Here is a 15,224-nt window from a genome sequence, read left to right as displayed (position 1 = left end):
CCGGGGGGAAGCGCTATTTGCGCGGACGTTCTCGCTCGCGCACGACCTCCTTCGCCCGCTTGTCGGACCTGAGCCCGAGATAGACGGGCTGGCGCAGTTCGCCCTTGCTCGTCCACTCCGCGAATTTGACCTCGGCAACCAACGAGGGCCTGACCCAGGTCGTGGCGGCCTCGTCCTTCACTTTGGCAGGGAAGGGTGATTTAGGGGTCGTCAGCTTCACGAGCTTGGCATGGAGGTCTTCCAGGACCTTGTGGCTGAAGCCAGTGCCGACATGACCGATATAGCGCCATGTTTCGTCTTCCCGCACGGCGAGGACCAGGGCGCCGAAGAACGGCCTGGTGCGCTTAGGCGCTGTGAATCCCGCGATCACCACTTCCTGCCGCTTTGCTGTCTTGATCTTCAGCCAATCCGCCGTCCGGCTTCCGGACGCATAGGCGCTGTCGGCGCGCTTCGCCATGACGCCTTCCAGACCTTTCCGCTCGGCCTCGGCGAAGAATTTCGTGCCGTTCGCTTTGCGGTGACGGCTGAAGGCGATCAACCGGTGGCTCGGCAGGATCGCTTTCAGCCGCTCCTTGCGCTCGAGAAGAGGCCGTTTGCGCAAGTCAATTGCGTTCTGAAACATGAGATCGAAGGCGCAATACAGGAGCTTCGCTTCATGGCGCAGCGCGTTCTGCAGCAGCTGGAAATGCGAAACGCCGTCCTTTCCGATTGCCACGAGCTCGCCATCGATCACGGCGTCGCCCTTCACGCCCTCCAGCGCTTTGGCGACCTCGATATAGCTGCGGCTGATGATCTTGCCGTTGCGGCTGTAGAGCGCAACCTTACCCCGGCGGATTTCCGCGATCATCCGGAAGCCATCGTACTTATCCTCGAAAACCCAGCCGCGGTCATCGAACGGCGCGTCGGTGAGCGTAGCGAGCATCGGCTGTAGGCGTTTGGGCAGGGTCGACGTCCGGCTCATTCAATGGCCAATCCTTCAGCGCGTGTTGCGTAATGCACGGACGGCACCTTATCGTTCGAGGTGGCCAGGGCTGGCTCGATGAAGCCGGGGAAACGCGCCTTGACACCGATAGCCGCCGACCCTTTACGTGGAAACGCCACTGAAGAACTCCACGCTACAGCCAATTCAAATTGGCACAGTGCGAATCGTTCCGGAACGTGCGAATCCTTGTCGCGTTTGCTTCGATGTCGCAACAGGAGGCACCGATGGCGGTAGCGAGGAGGAGCAAGACGGCGCGCGGACGAAAACAGGACCGGGCGCGGGTGGCTGGCGGGCAGGACTACGAAGTGCAGTACGAGGCAAAGAAGAGTGGAAAGTCGGCACCCGCGGTGAAAAAAGCAGTCAAGAAGGTCGGCAATTCGCGCAAGCGTGTAGAGAAACGGCTGGGCCGCTGAGTCGGAGAAGGGTCGGCGTCGGGAGCTAGCGCCGGTCCTCCTCGTCAGGGAGGCATTCTGGGCAGGTATCACCAATCGAGTCCAGCACGTCGCGAACCGCGGCCTCCGCTGCTTGACGGGATACGTCTTCCGGCAGGTCTCGGCGGGCGATATCGAAGGCCCGCTCTCGGGCATGCGGATCGGCGCGGTCCTGCATCCAACCGTGCTCCTCGCACTCGCGGATGGCGCCGGCTTCGTTCAGCACGTTGATCGCCCAACCGCGCAGGGTGCGGATCGCCGGCCGTCTCTGCTTGGTCATCAGCATTGAAAGGTTCTCCCACGCTGAGACGAATCGTTTAGCCCCGCAGACGTTCCCCATCGCTAACACACGACTGGGATTCTGGAGTGGGATCTCGTGGTCCATCGAAGGCCGAATTTTCCGCGCGGCCAGGTGCTAGGGCGGGCAAGAACGAACTGAAGAAGCCGTTTTCCGATACTTCAGACGTCTTATCCGTTTTTTGCGCGTGCAGCTGTCGCCGCACCGGGCCCTCGTGACCGAGCCCCGGAGCATCTACGCCCTGCGGCTTCGATCCGTCGCGCACGAGCAGACCATGGCCCCTCGCGGGGCAGAAACGAAAAACCGGACCTTTATGCAGCAGCCACCTGCACAAAGGTCCGGTCTTATCTTAGCGTGCCGCGATACCGAACGGCTGCAAAGGACGCTTCATATCCTTTGGAAGGTCTCGCTTTTCATCCGGGTTGCGATCCGGAGGCGGCAATAGATCAGTAGCCGATACGACTACTTCTTTTTCTTTGAAGTCTTCTTTGCCACCTTCTTGGTAGCTGCCTTCGCGGTCTTCTTTGCCTTCTTCGCTTTCTTGGCCATGTCGTCCTCTGTAAGAATTGGCTCTAGTGAACATGCCCACGCCGTGCATAGACACGCGCACGAGTGAGACGATATCACAAAAGCAAAATTGATACCAAGGAGACGTGAATCCGCATTGAGTCGCTCGCCGGAGGCACTCGCCCTCGGGCCCGCCGTCATTGCATGCCGGCGTCGCTATCACTGCCCTTCGGGTCGGGTGCCTTGCCGGTAGTGGAACCAATCTTCCACTCCGATTCCTACGGCTATCGGCCCGGCCGTTCGGCGCTCGATGCAGTGGGGAGAGCGCGTGAACGCTGCTGGAAATTCGACTGGGTCATCGACCTGGACATACGGTCGTTCTTCGACACGATTCCATGGAGCCTGATCGAAAAGGCAGTGGCCCACCATACGGAATCGGGGTGGGTGCGTCTTTATGTAAAACGGTGGCTGCGTGCTCCCGTGGAGCGAAAAGACGGGACCCTGGAGGAGAGAACATGCGGAACCCCACAGGGTTCTTCGGTCTCGCCGCTGCTCGCGAATTTGGTGCTGCATTATGCATTCGATTTATGGATGCAAAGGACGTTCCCGCGTCTCTGCTTCGAAAGATACGCAGACGATGCGATCGTCCATTGCAGAACTGAAAGCGAGGCCCGAACCGTCATGGAGGCGATCAGAAGGCGCCTTGCGGAATGTGGTCTGGAACTCCACCCGGAGAAAACCCGGATCGTCTACTGCAAGGATAAGATGCGCCAAAAAGAGTACGAACACATCACGTTCGACTTTTTGGGTTACACCTTCAGACCGCGTGCTGCGCGAGACCGGCGAGGTGGCCTCTTCCTGAGCTACCAGCCGGCGATCAGCACCAAGGCAGCAACTAGAATCCGGCAGACGATTCGCTCATGGCGGATCGCCAGCACTCGGAATAATCAGAAGCTGGAAGACTTGGCAAAGCTGATCGATCCCAGTGTGAGGGGCTGGCTAAATTACTACGGGCGGTTCTATCGCTCGGAGTGTGCTCAGGTCCTTCGGCACATTAACGTGGCGCTCGCTCGATGGGCGAGGTGGAAATACAAAGGGTTGAGACGTCGGCAAAGAGCCTCAATACATTGGTTGGGAAGGTTGGCGAGACGCCAGCCGGACTTACTATATCTGTGGCGTGTCGGCATTCGACCAGCGGTTGGAAGATAGAAGCCGGATGAGGTGAGAGCTTCATGTCCGGTTTCGTGAGCGCCTCGGGGTGAGACTCCCCGGGGCGACTCGACAGGTCGGCAGCAAGACGCTGGGGATCGCCAGCTTCTATCTCCGGGCCGTCTGCATGAACCGCAATCTGTGGGGCGTGGAGAACTTCGAGGAGATCACGATCCGGCATTCGAAGTTCGCGGCCCAACGTTTCGTGCATGAAGCCGCCCCGGCGTTGACTAGCTTTGCCAATTCCTCGCCCGCGCCATTCGTCGCCGGGATCAGGGCGGCCCGGGAGCGAATTGTTGCACGGACGGACGAGGACCGGGAGAGCTTCCTTCGCAGGGGCGGGTTTTCCAAGTCCGAGACCTCGAAAATCATTGAGATCGTTAGGCGAAGAGAATCGCAAGCCGGAAAGTATCTTCGATTTCGTGCAGGGCATTACCGCATTGGCGCGCGGCAAGGCTCATCAGGATACGAGGCTTGAGCTTGAAGGCAAAGCGAAGCGCTTGATGAAGCGCGCAATCTGAAGACTTGAGCCGCGTAACCGGGGCGCCGGTTGCGCGGCCCCTCCAAGCCGGATCGCCGGCGGCGCTGACGCGGATCCGCGTCTGGCGCTCGCCGGGCCTTCGGCCCGGCTCGCGGAAGGGATCAGGACCGAATCTTGGACACTTTCTCGTCAAGCAGGTCGACCGGCCGCACCTCCAAGGCTTGGGCCGTCTCCCAGATTGTGAGCAGGGTCGCGTTTTGCAGCCCTCTTTCCATACTACTGATGAAGGCCCTATCGACGCCCATGCGTTCTGCGACGCCCTCTTGGCTCAAGCCAAGGCCCAGCCGAAAACGGCGCGCATTTGCTCCAAATACCTTGCGAATGTCCATCCGCAGGATAGGAAGCAATCGCGTATTTTGGCGCTACGTGTTATAATACGCGGACGACCTCGGTTGCGTGTGCTCGCAAAAGGAGTTTCGAGTGCGGAAGGATAGAAGAACGCGCTTTCCTGCGGTGCCAAGCTTGGGGCAGGTAGCATGCCATGCGCCGGTGTCGGCGACGATGCGAGAGCGCGCGTTGCGAGCGCTGCGAGTCGAGTCCCGTTCCCTGGAACACGGTAGCCCCGATGCCAAAACCACCGCTTGATCCGGAGATTGCGGACGCCGCGCCGGACGATCCGACCGTTACACCTTATGACCAGCAGCATGTCGTAACCTACATGCGACTTCTACAGGCTGAGGGTGAGGGGGCGGACTGGCGCGAAGTGGCTCGAATCGTCCTGCATATCGATCCGGAGCGTGAGCCCGAGCGCGCGCGGATCGCATACCAGCGTCATCTTGCGCGCGCCAAGTGGATGACCGAGCAGGGCCGTCTTCTACGCGGTGCGGGGGCGAGCTAGAGGAGATTCGTCAACCAGAAGATCAATCTAGAAACGTCTTCTCCAGCCGAAGGTGGTCATCCGGAAGCACCACGTGGTGCCAAACTAGGGACTTCCTACAACTCGCCCGTTCACGATTATCGCACCGCAATCCTTGTTAGTTGCGTGCATGCGGGTGGAAGCAATGCCTGAGTTCGACTGGCGGTCGCCGGAATCCTACAAGAGTCTTCAGGACGCAGAGATCATGGACATCGCCTGGGAATGTCTTCGCCGTAACGCGGATTACCGACGCGACTATGAAGCGATGCTCGCCAACAGCCCGGATGGCGAATTGACACCCGAATTCAGGAGGAGGTGGGGCATCTGCTTTCGCTCATGACCCGCTGAGGTTCTTCAAGGAACAGACGGTCTTTTGGGCATCCGAGGTTCTGCCGACCGTCGTTCCAATCTCAATGACCACGTCGCCCGTTAGCAGTGACGCAGCGTCTCAGCCGTCGATCGATGTCGCGGCTGGTCGGGTTCGCCGCGCCGCCGACGGCTGGCATGCAGTGCTGCGCATTGGCGCGGTCGACCACCGTGTCTGGTCAAGAGAAGCGCCGGCCGTTGCTACCCACTACGTGGCCACGTTGTCGTTTGACGGCGACTTCGCCGCGCGGGCGTACGCTGCGCGACGGCTGTGGCGAGCCATGAGCGGGCGTGCGCCAAGTCCTGCCTTTCACGAGCTATCCAAACAGCGACGCGAACGGTTGAGCGCGGCTCTTCGCGCGCTCGATGCGCGTGGGGACGGCGGCACGTATCGCAGCATCGCTGAAGCGTTGTTCGGCAGCAAGCGTATCCCGGACCGTGCCTGGAAAACGCACGATCTGCGCAACCGGACCGTCCGTCTGGTGCAAACCGGCCTCGCAATGGTGCGAGGCGGTTATCGCCAAATTCTGCGGCGCGGGCGCACGGGCAAATAGCACAGCCCCGCCTGGGGTATCGAAAATCGTCCTTCTCAAACTTCGGCTCCCACTCCGAGATCGCGCTCCCTCTAGGTCTACTTGGCCGGTACAGCGCATCTACCTGAGCTTTCGCGACCGATGTGGCGTGCCCGGCGCGTTTGCGGCGTCCATGCGGGACCAACGCGTTACGAGAGACATCTTGCGGGCGGTCCGGCGCCGGCGGAAACGCGAGCCCATGTCAGCAATTTCGCGAGCTTGTTGGGAGTTGAGGTTCGCGTTTAAATTGCTCCCGGTCAGTTCCGTTGAACCGCCAGTCCATTGGACATGTCGGTGCGGCCGAGCGTCAGGTATACTTTCACGCCAGCCGGAACGACGATCGTGATGCCGTCTCCCTTGCGGCGAGCCGCTGCATCACCGCAGCCGGAATGCTGCCTGCCGGCGCAAAGACACGCCGTCCATCGGCCAGCTCGGTGTCCATTATGCCGCCCGCGGCTGCACCAGAACGCGCAAGGCGGCGAGCGCCGGCATCTCATTGGCCGTGCCGTCGGCGTGCGTCACCGTCGCGAGTTGCGGTGCCTTGCAAGCGGTCTGCCAGCGGACCGCCATGCTGGTGGCGGCGCCATCGCGCCGGCAAACCTGCGCCACGCTGACGCCCGGCTTCTCCGTCTGCTGCTCGATCGCCTGCTTCGCCTTGTTGCTGAACCGACGCCGGATCGACCGGCCGTCCACCGCTTCCGGTGTCACGTAGTTTTGGGGCGCGCGCAATTAGCAGCGCTGCTTGATTGAGCCCGGGCACCCGGATGAAGAACAATCGCCAGTCCAAACTCGTCGCCGGAATCTTCGGGACGATCGCGCCAGATCCGCAACGAATCGGGCGAAAGACCGAGCGTCGCGGCATACCCGGCATGCCCGATGCCGCTCCAGTTCATCGCCTTGACATGCATGCCCAGAACGCTCGAAGCCCGATCGGATCGCAGTTCGAGCGCACACTGTAGCGATAGCGCGTGGGCCTCTTGCGCCGCTTCGGCTACCGCTTGTTGGGTGGACGTTCTGCCGTCGCTTGGCGAAAATTCCGCTGCTCTTCCACACTTTTGCGCGAGCCTCCCGGACTCACCAGATGGCGAACCCAGCGCTCGAACCTCGCCATCGAAAGCATGCGCCGGCCGCAATATTCCTCCGCATCCTGGTCGTCGCAGTACCAAATCTGAACGTGCAACGACCAGCGGGGGTTCGCCTTTGCCCATGAACGACGAGGCGCCGTCGGAGATCTCCCACTGCAGCAAGAACCCCGAAATGGAACGAGAACACACTATGGAAGAGTCATGCAGGGACCGAACGCTTAAGGACGACCGAGCGATGGCGAGATAAAAGGGCGCAATGTGCGCCGCGGTCGGTTCGTTGTGTTGTTTGGAGTTTTCCGCCTGCCGCGCAAGGTGCTTGCCTTGGCAACAATGTGCGCGCTGCACGCAAGTCGCTGACACTCCGCGATCTATCAAACATTGCCGAGGCTTGTTCGCATTCGGCCCGGCGGCATCTGCTCATCCACTTCACCGCGATCGCGGTCTTTCATTGCGCAGGCGATCGCGGCGACCCCAGAAGGCGGGCGGGCACGTGTCCCGTTCGGGCCGGATCAATCCGGCAACCGGTCACGCTTCGGGCGCGGCCAGATCGCCGGCGTGCAGGCCAACCGCCCGCTGACGGGGCGCTCGCGCCTCGTCGTGATCAAGACTCGCATCGTCTGTCACACCGCGCGGTGCCGCTCGCCGCTCATCTCAACGATCTTTCGAGCCGATCTCGGTCTTGATCAGCCGCAGGACCCAGCGGCTCTATGTGCGGCGGGGGCTTCGAACCGGTCTACGAGAGTCCCGTCACCACGCGGATACCGATCGTCCGATCGGCACGCATGTCTTCACCGCCGTCGAGCGCAAAAGCGACGAGACCGGCGCTCGACTGCATTCCGCAGGAGGCACTGGATCGCATCATCGGCATGACCGTGATCGTCGATGGTCGTCACGGATGAGGCCTTGAGTCCGGAAGCGGCAGGGATACCGACTTCGCGATCGTGTTGAACGACCAGCCGCAAGGCGGCATCAAGTACCGAGAGCGCCGTCCACCGGTCGCGTCCGGCCACGAGCGTCCGCGCGATCGCCAGCTCCATTGGGGCTCGCCGACGAGAAGTCCGTTCTCGATCTGGTGAGATCGGGATCGCGGCACGCGGCGGTCGGCCGCATCCGAACGTCCGCGGCACAGTTTCACCTGTTCCAGCGATCATCTAACTGGGGTCGTCCTATCCAGGCCCTGTTCAGGCATCGGGTTGCCCAGCCCAGCTGCGGCGCTCCCTGCAGTCGCGCTTGAGCTTCCTGGTAGGGGCCGACGTAGCGAAGCTGGGTCGGTATTTTGGGATAGATGCGTCGTATCCGCGCAACGGCCCGCTCTGCGGCCTTCCTGTCGCGTTCGTCAAAGGCAAATCCGAAGCCGGTGCGCAGCCGGTCCGGCAGCAGCTCGGCACTCAGGGTTTGATACCAGCGCGGCGGCCGCAACCATGGTCGTCCACCGGCGAAGATCTGTCGGGCCACCGCGCGCGCGGCGGTGCTGACGGATAATGTATCCGATTGCATCATCGCCGCGGTGTAGGCCGCGAATGAATCCCAATCCGCCGGCAAGTCGCTCGACGTCAGCCCGAACAATGCCCCAAACAGCCGGCTTTCGGCCCAATAGCGCTCGCGCTCTTCGACCGAGAACGGAGGCAGGATCAGGTCGTGGACGGCCAGAGCGGTGTCGACGAGGGTCGCGTGAACCCAGCGCAACGCTGCGACCTCATTGGCGCGGTAGGGCGAGCCGCTCTCGAACGGACCGATGGCTTTGGGCAGGTGGCCGACAATCATGGTATGGCGGTGGTGCAGGTGCCGGGCAGCGGTAAGGGCTGCATCGAGCGAGCCGAACACCATCGTAAACACAACGTCAAAGGTTCGATGGAAGCGACCGATCGGATCCGCGAAGGTCCGCGAGTGCTCGGCCACGGCGGCGGCGACCCAGGGATGCGCCAGCTGAAGCAGCAAGGCACGACCGGCGCCCAAGAAGATGATGGCTTCCCGGTCGATCCGCCAGGTCATCGAGCCTGGACCAAAGATGCCCTCGACCGGTCCGGCGGCCCGAGCCCGCACGAAATCAAGAGCAAGCTCGATGTCGCTTTCGGAGACCAAATGCGCACCTTCCGAAGCAGACGGGGCTATTCCACCGGTCTTTCAGCAAGCCAAAGCTCTCTCGAAATTGTCGCATGATCTCCACCCGCGCGGAATACGGCGGCCTGACATTTGGCCGTACCCCATGCGGGTATGACCGAGCCGGGTCGCCTGCTATTTCGCCGATTTCGGAAAGCTGAGCGGCGTGATCGCCATGCGGACGCCGACGCGTTCCTGATCGAGATGTCGATGACGGCGGAGAAACGGTAGCTGCGCGCTGGCTTCACGCGGGCAATCGACCGTGGCACTTCTCAATGGGGCCGATCCGGCGAATCCAACGACCTGCGAAGGCCACCATAAAAAGGAATACCGTGGTTTTACGGGGCGCAATTTGTGAACTGGTTCACAAATGCGCGGTGTGATGGCTGCTACATCGTAGCCCGCTGGGGGATTTAAGGGGCCCAGTGACAAGCGCCGCCGGGACACGATATTTCGAGCCCGACGGCGTAGCTTTTTCAAGGGCATTTGAAGCGGCCTTGGGAGCGCAACAATGAACGCGCGTGTCACAAAAGCTTGGCGGTCGAGTGCCAATCTCCCAGAGCTGGGATTTCAGGGCCCAGACTGGAATGCGTGGCGGGCGCCGCCGAGCGAACATACTCCGCTCGCGCGGCGTTCAGCATCAATCTCCAATTGGAGGGAAACGCATGTTCGACGCCGAAACGACTGCGCTGCTAAGAGCGGTGCTAGAGGAAGTTTGCGAGAATATTTCCGTCTTTGAAACCGGCGCCAGGACGCACGTTGCTTCCAAGATCCTCGAAGCCGCCGCAAACGGTCGACTCTCAATAGATGACTTGAAGGCAGCGGGTCACAACGCCCTGAACACGCCTACGATGTGGCGCTGAGTTTCGTCCTGCTCGGCGACGCTGTGCGGTGCTGAGTCTCTCTCGGTGAGACGCTGTTCAAGAGCGGCAATGGTCACCCTGAGATTGTCGCGCCGCTCGTTCAGCGACTTTGCCAAAATCGGATACCTCACGTTGGATTGGTCGAAGATCCTCGCGCGCTCTTCTTCGGCCGCGATCTCAGCTTCGATCAGTTGGAGGGTGCGGACAAGATCAGCCAGTATCCTGCTGATCGTCAACTCTCGTACCGTGCTTTCGCGGGCTGTCTCAAAACGAGGATGCATATTCATTTGCGTGCTCCGAATGTCTGAGTTCGGCACATCGAGAGTAGCTCGCGCCGAACTATTCACGCACGCATCGCAAGTTGCCTGCCAATATTTGGCACGTAAGAACACGGTTGTCGGGGGCCGGGTGCGTGGCTTGAGTCTGGGTAAGAAACTTTCGCTAGCCGCGCTGCACCGCTGGTGACTCCGAGCGGATCGAATAAAACGCCTGCAACAGCATCGCCCGCAGCAGCTTCTCCGGCGGGATCGACGGCCGTCCAATCGGCGAATAAAGGGCGGCGAACTCGTGCTCCAGCGCCGCCAGCGCCTCGTTCACGATCGTCCGGATCCCTCGCAGCGGATGATCACGCCGCACCCTTGCTTCCAGGTCGACGTAGCTGAACAGCTCGCCCGTTCGATTGTCGCCGCCGCGCACGCACCATCTCCGAATCTCGTCGGAGCTAATGAATCATGATCCTCGGTCGGCGGCGACCGCCTTTTTTCAACAGCCTGCTAGCGGCCGGGTGAGGGCGTGTCACCGCCTGCGGTCGCGCCTGCTGAACATGCTCCGAAAGCCTCGTGGCAGCCGCGGAAATTCTTCATCCGGTTTCGGCCTGTTGCACTTCGGGCAGGGAGCGCCAGCACCACCGCAACGACAGGCATGGTTGCCCGTCCAAGGTTGATCCGGATGGTTTTCGCAGACCCAACCGGTATCGTCGCAGAGGATGCAGGCGGGCTCAGTCATCGCATCAGCCCGAACAGCTCGATGACATCGGCAAGCCGCAGCTTCGTTCCCTTGGGCATGTGCTCGAGCAGGATGTGCCGGGTGTCCGCGGCGATGCCGTCTCGCTTCAGCGGGTCGACCTCGGCATGGAAGGTCCGCATCTTTTCGGCGAACTGCCGGGCGACCTCAGGCGGGATTTCGAGCGGCTTGCGGGTGATTGGCATGCCCGGAAGATAGGCATCAGGGCGGGGTTTGCGAATCCAAACTGGCTTGTTTTTTAGGACGCCGACCTCGGAAGTCGGTGGCAATTCCTGACACCGGTGTTAGCCTTGGATCCTCGGGTCACACGTCCCGATTCATCATAGGATGACTGGCCTCAGCACCGGCCTCCGGCCCCCAAAGGTGCTGAGGCCGTTTCTTTTCGGGATAGGAACCGCCGTGCTGGATTCTGGTTATCGAAAGGTCGAGTGCTGACGATTGCCCAAGCACTTGGACGAACCACTTGAAGTGCCGGCCTCAGTGTCTCCCTGGGCGCTGGGGCCGTCTCGTCACGCGAACAGGTCTTTGCCGGACTGCGTCATCCTCACAAATGTCCCGCTCTCGTGGTACTCGAGCCAGCCTTGGCCGATCGCGTGCTGAAGCCCGGCCCAATACTCGGCCGGCGTCGCCTTGTCCTGGTAGAGCATCGGATGGTTGATCTTCTCGATGTAGATCCGGCCATCCTGAACCGGTTCGAAGGCTCGCGCGTGCTCTATGAGCCGGCGGGCGGCTTTCTCGGGGGGCGGAGTAGGGGCGATCACCCACGTATTTCATTTCTCATCTTGGGTTGCTTGGTTGGCAAGGAAGCGATTCTCCATTCGTTATAGTCGTAGATCCCCGCCCAGTGGTGAACAAGCATTCCACATTGCCGGCAATCGAAGCTCCCAGAAGTATTCGTATGGATTGCGCTACGTTCCTGTATCGCCGAATAGACGATGCGGCAGCCGGGACAGGTAAAATGAACAGCGACGGTTGGCGTCATAACGGCGGCATAACAATCAAGCCTGATCAGTGTTCCTCGGTTCGTTCGAACCGCCCTTTAGCCGCGTCCTGGGTATGGTGCCAGTGCTCGATGCTCTTTGGGCTCAGGCCGGAATAGAACCGCTCCCAGGCCTCCCGGAGCGCCGCCTTGGCGCCCTCCAGATCGGGCGCGCTGCCATTGGCATAGGGCAGCACGGGCAGGGGGACGGTGATGCTATACGTCCAGCCCGGATTGCCGGTGCGCTCGGTCGCCAGCCTGATCCGACCGACCTCCGGCCCTCGCGGATCACAACGAAGTCGTTCCGAGCTTGTCGCCGGCTATGACGGTGGGGCGGAGGGAGAGGTGCATCACAGACCCTTACCGGTGTCCTGCTCTTCCTCGGTGAAACCTATTGAAAGCTGTGTCGGCTGACCGTAGTGAGGATGGAGCTTGTCGATCTTGGCACGGAAATCGTGCCAGTCGGCGCTGAGCTTCGTGATGTGACAACCGATCCGATGTGCTCGCGTAGCATGGGATATCCGACGTTCGTGGTGAGCCATTGGAAGTATTTGTGCTTACGCCGGCCACTCTCGTGCTTTGGGTTTACTTGCTTCAATTCGGCTTGCACGCCAGGCGCGATCTGACCCGACCGTGTGAGGAGATGCAGATTTGCATCTCCTTTGGTGTGCTGGTTATCACCAGGGATTTCACGTCTTGTACGTGGTGTCGTCGGGAATCTGTGCTTCGTAGCGCTTAGCTTTTTCAAGTAGTACGTCGCGAACCGGACCTTCCGGTAAAAGCGCCGCTTGATGGCGTGCCTCTCTCGCGCATTCTGCGAGCTTGCTTGCCAAATCGTCGGCTTCGCTGCTCCTCTGCTCTGGACCGTTGACCATTGCTGAACCTCCTGTTCAGTCTCTACGGGACAACGCATGGCGCTAGCTTTCGATCCTATTGGCTGTGACAGGGAAGCGTCAGCTTGACCGACGTATTGCGTCGGAACAGCAGCGGAGTGCCAGCCCTCGTGGATTGCGGGCTGCCCTAGGGAGCGCTGTAATCGCGCTCATGCGAGACTATCCCACCAAGATCACATTCGGCGAAATGCGCGAAGCCGGCGCAACTCGCATCATCGTCTTTTGCAAGGACTACAGGTGCTCGCACAATGTCCAGATGGACGCGTCGCGGTGGCCTGACGAAGTGCACATTTCTGACGTCGAGCCGCGGTTCGTCTGCACGGTTTGCGGAAAGCGTGGGTCGAACATTCGGTCGGTTGATGTGCCGCCAAAGATGGGAACGAGACGCGGCTAGTGGCCTGTTTGGGGGATCCAGCGGACCAACCGGCAGCATAACGGTTGGTGCGCAGTCGTTTCCAAAGTTCGCTTCCGGTACCGACTCGGCGCCAGGCGGCCTGTCGCTCGTTGGTAAGAACGGTCCCGAGCTTATGAATGTCCCCCGAGGCGCGCAAATCATTCCGAACGACGTACTGCGGAATGGTGGAGTTGGCGGCGGAGCCGTCACCGTGCATGGTGGTTCGGTCTATATACAGGGCGACGCCAGCGAGAAAACCGTGGCGCTGATCAATCATGCGCTTGCGCGGCAGAATGCGGAGTTGCCGATGCGGGTTGTATCAGCAGTGAAGGATGCCAAGGCGAGGAGGGTCTTGGCTTAGGAGGAGGTACGCAGCAGCCAATGCTGACAATCCGGAACCAACTTCCGAGTGGGCAGTTAATCTAGTTATCCACAATCCGGGGGGAACTCCTCATGACCATCGACCCGTCAACGCCTGTCGACGCACGGCCGCGATCGGCGCTTCCGCTGCTCGTGGCCATTCTCGCAATCATCCTCGCCGGTGGTGCGCTTTGGATGAGCTACAGCAACGCAACGAAGCTTGCAGCATCGCATGAGCGGGCCGCGGTGGCACCACCTCCGGACCCGGCCATTGAGCAGATCAAACAGACTTTGTCGTCTATCCAACAGGCAGTGCAAGGGATTCAAGCCGACCAACAAAGGCAGGCCGAACGGGTCGGTGATGCTCAACAGAAAACCGCAGCACAACAGGGCGAGCAAAAGCTGTTGTCCGATCAACTCAGCGCACTGAGTGCGCGAGTTAACTCACTGGAATCGGCAAGGGCCGAAAGCCCGGCTCCAGCACCCCAAGCAGCGCCAGCACCGCAGAAGCGTACCAAGCGATAGACGATCCAGTCGGCGGCGAATGGCGCCCGGAAGTGGTGAAGGGGCGCAAAGGCGGGCTAGAGTTGGCGTAGGGAGGGGGTGTGACATTAACCGAAAGTAGAGCCGAAGTGCAATTGCGCGTAAAAGCTATTGTGCCCCCTGCCTCTCGGCGCTATGTCGGAAAAGTTGCAAAAAATATGATTGCCGGGCGGGGAAAGACCAGTGGCAATAGCTCTGCGCGACGGGACGCCTGGCGAGGCTCTGGCTTCGCTCCAGCAGTTGCTCAACATCGAAGATCCTTTCAGTGAAGAGTTTCAGCACATAGATTTTGGCAATTGGGCCGAAATTCATGTCTATCTTCAGCACCCGGACGTGGATTCTAGCATCACCCCTCCATTTATGGAGGCATTTCTAGAGCTTCAGAAGCAGCTGTATCAACTCGCTGCACAGGCGGCGAGCGGTTCGCCAGATAGCGGTCAACTTTCTGATGAACTCAAACGGCGACTACAAATAAGTGTCGTCGTATCGGGTGGAAGCTCTGATTATGTAACCAAGCTTGCTAAACCCGCTGAAGAGCTTTTGAAAGCAATGGTTGGCAAAATGACAGGAAAGCAGGCCGCCGTCGTTATTCTCGGCGTTGTGTTCTTGCTTGGCACCGGTTGGTCGTTCAGCGCGTGGCTAGAGCAACGCAAGACGGTCCAGATCGAGGAGCTGAAAAGCAAGGACCATCAGGAAGCCCTAAAGGCGCTCAGCCTTAACGGAGCCGCGCAACTCGAAACGATGAACAAGATCATTGGAATCGTCGAGAAACAAGGGGATATTGGTAAGCGAGCGATCGAGGCAGTCACCGCGACCAACGATGCTATTCTGAAGGCAGCATCGAAGACGCCACAGACGGTGATCAACGATACACACTTGAATCAGCAAGAGGCGGAGCTTCTGAGGACCTCGCCGCGAAAAAAGGCCGAGGTGAGGATTGCTATTCAACGCATGCGCGTCCTGGACATCAACTCCAGTGATCCGAACGAGCTAAGCATCTTGATTGCTACGCCGGATAAGAAAACTCAGTATCGAATCAAGTTCACGGACAGCCTATTTGGGCAAGACGATAGAAAGCGTCTTATAGAGGCGCTGGATAGCAGAGAGTCGATTTGGATGGAGCTGGCCTTCAAAGAAGTGGACGGAGATGTCAGGTCAGCTGAACTGATCAAGACGACGGAGCCACCTAAGGCTGCCGCCGCCACTGACGATCAATGAGCGC

23 protein-coding genes and 2 pseudogenes are annotated in these 15,224 nt (G+C 60.3%); 10 read left to right on the top strand and 15 right to left on the bottom strand.

The window, feature by feature from the left end:
* Nucleotides 1–13 precede the first annotated feature (13 nt).
* On the bottom strand, nucleotides 14–961 hold the full coding sequence (gene ligD / locus ACVW1B_RS28675) for a non-homologous end-joining DNA ligase (RefSeq protein WP_456822595.1): 948 nt from the start codon (nucleotides 959–961) through the stop codon (nucleotides 14–16).
* A gap of 245 nt (nucleotides 962–1,206) precedes the next feature.
* Here ligD and ACVW1B_RS28670 point away from each other — a divergent pair, with 245 nt between their 5' ends.
* Entirely contained in the window at nucleotides 1,207–1,395 is a 189-nt protein-coding gene (locus tag ACVW1B_RS28670) for a DUF3606 domain-containing protein (protein WP_456814905.1), read from the top strand.
* Nucleotides 1,396–1,420: 25 nt separating this feature from the next.
* On the opposite strand, the gene ACVW1B_RS28665 is transcribed toward ACVW1B_RS28670, so the two are convergent.
* Together ACVW1B_RS28665 and ACVW1B_RS28660 are read right to left on the bottom strand one after the other, a co-directional pair.
* Nucleotides 1,421–1,699: a hypothetical protein gene (locus ACVW1B_RS28665; protein WP_141340648.1), complete on the bottom strand. Its 279-nt coding sequence runs from the start codon at nucleotides 1,697–1,699 to the stop codon at nucleotides 1,421–1,423.
* Between the two features lie 361 nt (nucleotides 1,700–2,060).
* A complete protein-coding gene (locus tag ACVW1B_RS28660) occupies nucleotides 2,061–2,309 on the bottom strand; it encodes a hypothetical protein (RefSeq protein ID WP_456814904.1) in 249 nt (82 codons plus the stop codon).
* A 161-nt stretch (nucleotides 2,310–2,470) separates the two neighbouring features.
* Between ACVW1B_RS28660 and ACVW1B_RS28655 the strand changes: the two genes are divergently transcribed.
* Both ACVW1B_RS28655 and ACVW1B_RS28650 read left to right on the top strand, forming a co-directional pair.
* A complete protein-coding gene (locus ACVW1B_RS28655) occupies nucleotides 2,471–3,427 on the top strand; it encodes a reverse transcriptase domain-containing protein (protein ID WP_456823075.1) in 957 nt (318 codons plus the stop codon).
* A 73-nt stretch (nucleotides 3,428–3,500) separates the two neighbouring features.
* Nucleotides 3,501–3,948 (top strand): annotated as a pseudogene (locus ACVW1B_RS28650) (DUF932 domain-containing protein); the annotation flags it as partial.
* Between the two features lie 121 nt (nucleotides 3,949–4,069).
* On the opposite strand, the gene ACVW1B_RS28645 reads toward ACVW1B_RS28650, so the two are convergent.
* A complete protein-coding gene (locus ACVW1B_RS28645; protein ID WP_456822594.1) occupies nucleotides 4,070–4,297 on the bottom strand; it encodes a helix-turn-helix domain-containing protein in 228 nt (75 codons plus the stop codon).
* Between the two features lie 236 nt (nucleotides 4,298–4,533).
* Here ACVW1B_RS28645 and ACVW1B_RS28640 point away from each other — a divergent pair, with 236 nt between their 5' ends.
* From ACVW1B_RS28640 to ACVW1B_RS28630, 3 genes are all read left to right on the top strand, one after another.
* Nucleotides 4,534–4,806 (top strand): DUF2285 domain-containing protein, encoded by a 273-nt coding sequence (locus ACVW1B_RS28640; protein ID WP_456822593.1) that lies wholly within the window; start codon nucleotides 4,534–4,536, stop codon nucleotides 4,804–4,806.
* A 163-nt stretch (nucleotides 4,807–4,969) separates the two neighbouring features.
* Nucleotides 4,970–5,164, top strand: coding sequence for a transcriptional regulator domain-containing protein (locus ACVW1B_RS28635; protein ID WP_456822592.1), 195 nt, complete (start codon nucleotides 4,970–4,972; stop codon nucleotides 5,162–5,164).
* Between the two features lie 73 nt (nucleotides 5,165–5,237).
* A complete protein-coding gene (locus tag ACVW1B_RS28630) occupies nucleotides 5,238–5,744 on the top strand; it encodes a DUF2285 domain-containing protein (RefSeq protein WP_456822591.1) in 507 nt (168 codons plus the stop codon).
* A 337-nt stretch (nucleotides 5,745–6,081) separates the two neighbouring features.
* Here the strand turns inward: ACVW1B_RS28630 and ACVW1B_RS28625 are convergent, their stop codons facing one another.
* Both ACVW1B_RS28625 and ACVW1B_RS28620 read right to left on the bottom strand, forming a co-directional pair.
* Nucleotides 6,082–6,204, bottom strand: a complete 123-nt coding sequence (locus ACVW1B_RS28625) for a hypothetical protein (RefSeq protein ID WP_456822590.1) — start codon at nucleotides 6,202–6,204, stop codon at nucleotides 6,082–6,084.
* Nucleotides 6,204–6,491: a hypothetical protein gene (locus tag ACVW1B_RS28620; protein WP_456822589.1), complete on the bottom strand. Its 288-nt coding sequence runs from the start codon at nucleotides 6,489–6,491 to the stop codon at nucleotides 6,204–6,206. The genes ACVW1B_RS28625 and ACVW1B_RS28620 overlap by 1 nt, the downstream gene beginning before the upstream one ends.
* A 35-nt stretch (nucleotides 6,492–6,526) precedes the next feature.
* On the opposite strand from ACVW1B_RS28620, the gene ACVW1B_RS28615 reads away from it, so the two are divergent.
* Nucleotides 6,527–6,721, top strand: coding sequence for a hypothetical protein (locus ACVW1B_RS28615; protein ID WP_456822588.1), 195 nt, complete (start codon nucleotides 6,527–6,529; stop codon nucleotides 6,719–6,721).
* Nucleotides 6,722–7,635: 914 nt separating this feature from the next.
* On the opposite strand, the gene ACVW1B_RS28610 is transcribed toward ACVW1B_RS28615, so the two are convergent.
* Both ACVW1B_RS28610 and ACVW1B_RS28605 read right to left on the bottom strand, forming a co-directional pair.
* Nucleotides 7,636–7,884: a hypothetical protein gene (locus ACVW1B_RS28610; RefSeq protein ID WP_456822587.1), complete on the bottom strand. Its 249-nt coding sequence runs from the start codon at nucleotides 7,882–7,884 to the stop codon at nucleotides 7,636–7,638.
* Between the two features lie 94 nt (nucleotides 7,885–7,978).
* Nucleotides 7,979–8,929 (bottom strand): oxygenase MpaB family protein, encoded by a 951-nt coding sequence (locus tag ACVW1B_RS28605; RefSeq protein ID WP_456822586.1) that lies wholly within the window; start codon nucleotides 8,927–8,929, stop codon nucleotides 7,979–7,981.
* 683 nt (nucleotides 8,930–9,612) lie between these two features.
* Between ACVW1B_RS28605 and ACVW1B_RS28600 the strand changes: the two genes are divergently transcribed.
* On the top strand, nucleotides 9,613–9,810 hold the full coding sequence (locus ACVW1B_RS28600) for a hypothetical protein (protein ID WP_253608121.1): 198 nt from the start codon (nucleotides 9,613–9,615) through the stop codon (nucleotides 9,808–9,810).
* On the opposite strand, the gene ACVW1B_RS28595 is transcribed toward ACVW1B_RS28600, so the two are convergent.
* From ACVW1B_RS28595 to ACVW1B_RS28565, 7 genes and pseudogenes are all read right to left on the bottom strand, one after another.
* Complete coding sequence (locus tag ACVW1B_RS28595; RefSeq protein WP_456822585.1) at nucleotides 9,774–10,097, bottom strand: hypothetical protein; 324 nt, start codon at nucleotides 10,095–10,097, stop codon at nucleotides 9,774–9,776. The genes ACVW1B_RS28600 and ACVW1B_RS28595 overlap by 37 nt on opposite strands.
* Nucleotides 10,098–10,257: 160 nt before the next feature.
* Nucleotides 10,258–10,506, bottom strand: a pseudogene (locus ACVW1B_RS28590) (transposase); the annotation flags it as partial.
* 305 nt (nucleotides 10,507–10,811) lie between these two features.
* Nucleotides 10,812–11,018, bottom strand: a complete 207-nt coding sequence (locus ACVW1B_RS28585) for a hypothetical protein (protein ID WP_456822584.1) — start codon at nucleotides 11,016–11,018, stop codon at nucleotides 10,812–10,814.
* A gap of 324 nt (nucleotides 11,019–11,342) precedes the next feature.
* Nucleotides 11,343–11,594 (bottom strand): hypothetical protein, encoded by a 252-nt coding sequence (locus ACVW1B_RS28580; RefSeq protein ID WP_456822583.1) that lies wholly within the window; start codon nucleotides 11,592–11,594, stop codon nucleotides 11,343–11,345.
* A gap of 247 nt (nucleotides 11,595–11,841) precedes the next feature.
* Complete coding sequence (locus ACVW1B_RS28575) at nucleotides 11,842–12,009, bottom strand: hypothetical protein (protein ID WP_456822582.1); 168 nt, start codon at nucleotides 12,007–12,009, stop codon at nucleotides 11,842–11,844.
* 194 nt (nucleotides 12,010–12,203) lie between these two features.
* Nucleotides 12,204–12,560 carry a P63C domain-containing protein gene (locus tag ACVW1B_RS28570; protein ID WP_456822581.1) on the bottom strand — a complete coding sequence of 119 codons (357 nt, stop codon included), beginning with the start codon at nucleotides 12,558–12,560 and terminating at the stop codon, nucleotides 12,204–12,206.
* Nucleotides 12,502–12,687, bottom strand: coding sequence for a hypothetical protein (locus ACVW1B_RS28565; protein ID WP_456823104.1), 186 nt, complete (start codon nucleotides 12,685–12,687; stop codon nucleotides 12,502–12,504). Before ACVW1B_RS28565 ends, ACVW1B_RS28570 begins: the two co-directional genes overlap by 59 nt.
* Before the next feature lie 865 nt (nucleotides 12,688–13,552).
* Here ACVW1B_RS28565 and ACVW1B_RS28560 point away from each other — a divergent pair.
* The gene (locus ACVW1B_RS28560; protein WP_456822580.1) at nucleotides 13,553–13,984 is read left to right on the top strand and encodes a hypothetical protein; all 432 of its coding nucleotides are present in this window, start codon (nucleotides 13,553–13,555) and stop codon (nucleotides 13,982–13,984) included.
* 201 nt (nucleotides 13,985–14,185) lie between these two features.
* The gene (locus tag ACVW1B_RS28555) at nucleotides 14,186–15,220 is read left to right on the top strand and encodes a hypothetical protein (RefSeq protein ID WP_456822579.1); all 1,035 of its coding nucleotides are present in this window, start codon (nucleotides 14,186–14,188) and stop codon (nucleotides 15,218–15,220) included.
* Nucleotides 15,221–15,224 lie beyond the last annotated feature (4 nt).

The sequence above is a fragment of the Bradyrhizobium sp. USDA 4502 genome (assembly GCF_054063355.1).
Note: the sequence above shows the minus strand (reverse complement) of the source record. Positions and strands in the feature narration are given on the sequence as shown.

What these genes read in the sequence shown, in the direction of transcription:
- ACVW1B_RS28615 (WP_456822588.1), top strand. Translation starts at nt 6,527, where the DNA reads ATGAAGAACAATCGCCAGTCCAAACTCGTCGCCGGAATCTTCGGGACG.
- ACVW1B_RS28640 (WP_456822593.1), top strand. Translation starts at nt 4,534, where the DNA reads ATGCCAAAACCACCGCTTGATCCGGAGATTGCGGACGCCGCGCCGGAC.
- ACVW1B_RS28610 (WP_456822587.1), bottom strand. Translation starts at nt 7,884, where the DNA reads ATGGAGCTGGCGATCGCGCGGACGCTCGTGGCCGGACGCGACCGGTGG.
- ACVW1B_RS28600 (WP_253608121.1), top strand. Translation starts at nt 9,613, where the DNA reads ATGTTCGACGCCGAAACGACTGCGCTGCTAAGAGCGGTGCTAGAGGAA.
- ACVW1B_RS28660 (WP_456814904.1), bottom strand. Translation starts at nt 2,309, where the DNA reads ATGCACGGCGTGGGCATGTTCACTAGAGCCAATTCTTACAGAGGACGA.
- ACVW1B_RS28635 (WP_456822592.1), top strand. Translation starts at nt 4,970, where the DNA reads ATGCCTGAGTTCGACTGGCGGTCGCCGGAATCCTACAAGAGTCTTCAG.
- ACVW1B_RS28645 (WP_456822594.1), bottom strand. Translation starts at nt 4,297, where the DNA reads ATGGACATTCGCAAGGTATTTGGAGCAAATGCGCGCCGTTTTCGGCTG.
- ligD (WP_456822595.1), bottom strand. Translation starts at nt 961, where the DNA reads ATGAGCCGGACGTCGACCCTGCCCAAACGCCTACAGCCGATGCTCGCT.
- ACVW1B_RS28560 (WP_456822580.1), top strand. Translation starts at nt 13,553, where the DNA reads ATGACCATCGACCCGTCAACGCCTGTCGACGCACGGCCGCGATCGGCG.
- ACVW1B_RS28630 (WP_456822591.1), top strand. Translation starts at nt 5,238, where the DNA reads ATGACCACGTCGCCCGTTAGCAGTGACGCAGCGTCTCAGCCGTCGATC.
- ACVW1B_RS28670 (WP_456814905.1), top strand. Translation starts at nt 1,207, where the DNA reads ATGGCGGTAGCGAGGAGGAGCAAGACGGCGCGCGGACGAAAACAGGAC.
- ACVW1B_RS28595 (WP_456822585.1), bottom strand. Translation starts at nt 10,097, where the DNA reads ATGAATATGCATCCTCGTTTTGAGACAGCCCGCGAAAGCACGGTACGA.
- ACVW1B_RS28585 (WP_456822584.1), bottom strand. Translation starts at nt 11,018, where the DNA reads ATGCCAATCACCCGCAAGCCGCTCGAAATCCCGCCTGAGGTCGCCCGG.
- ACVW1B_RS28665 (WP_141340648.1), bottom strand. Translation starts at nt 1,699, where the DNA reads ATGCTGATGACCAAGCAGAGACGGCCGGCGATCCGCACCCTGCGCGGT.
- ACVW1B_RS28565 (WP_456823104.1), bottom strand. Translation starts at nt 12,687, where the DNA reads ATGGTCAACGGTCCAGAGCAGAGGAGCAGCGAAGCCGACGATTTGGCA.
- ACVW1B_RS28625 (WP_456822590.1), bottom strand. Translation starts at nt 6,204, where the DNA reads ATGGACACCGAGCTGGCCGATGGACGGCGTGTCTTTGCGCCGGCAGGC.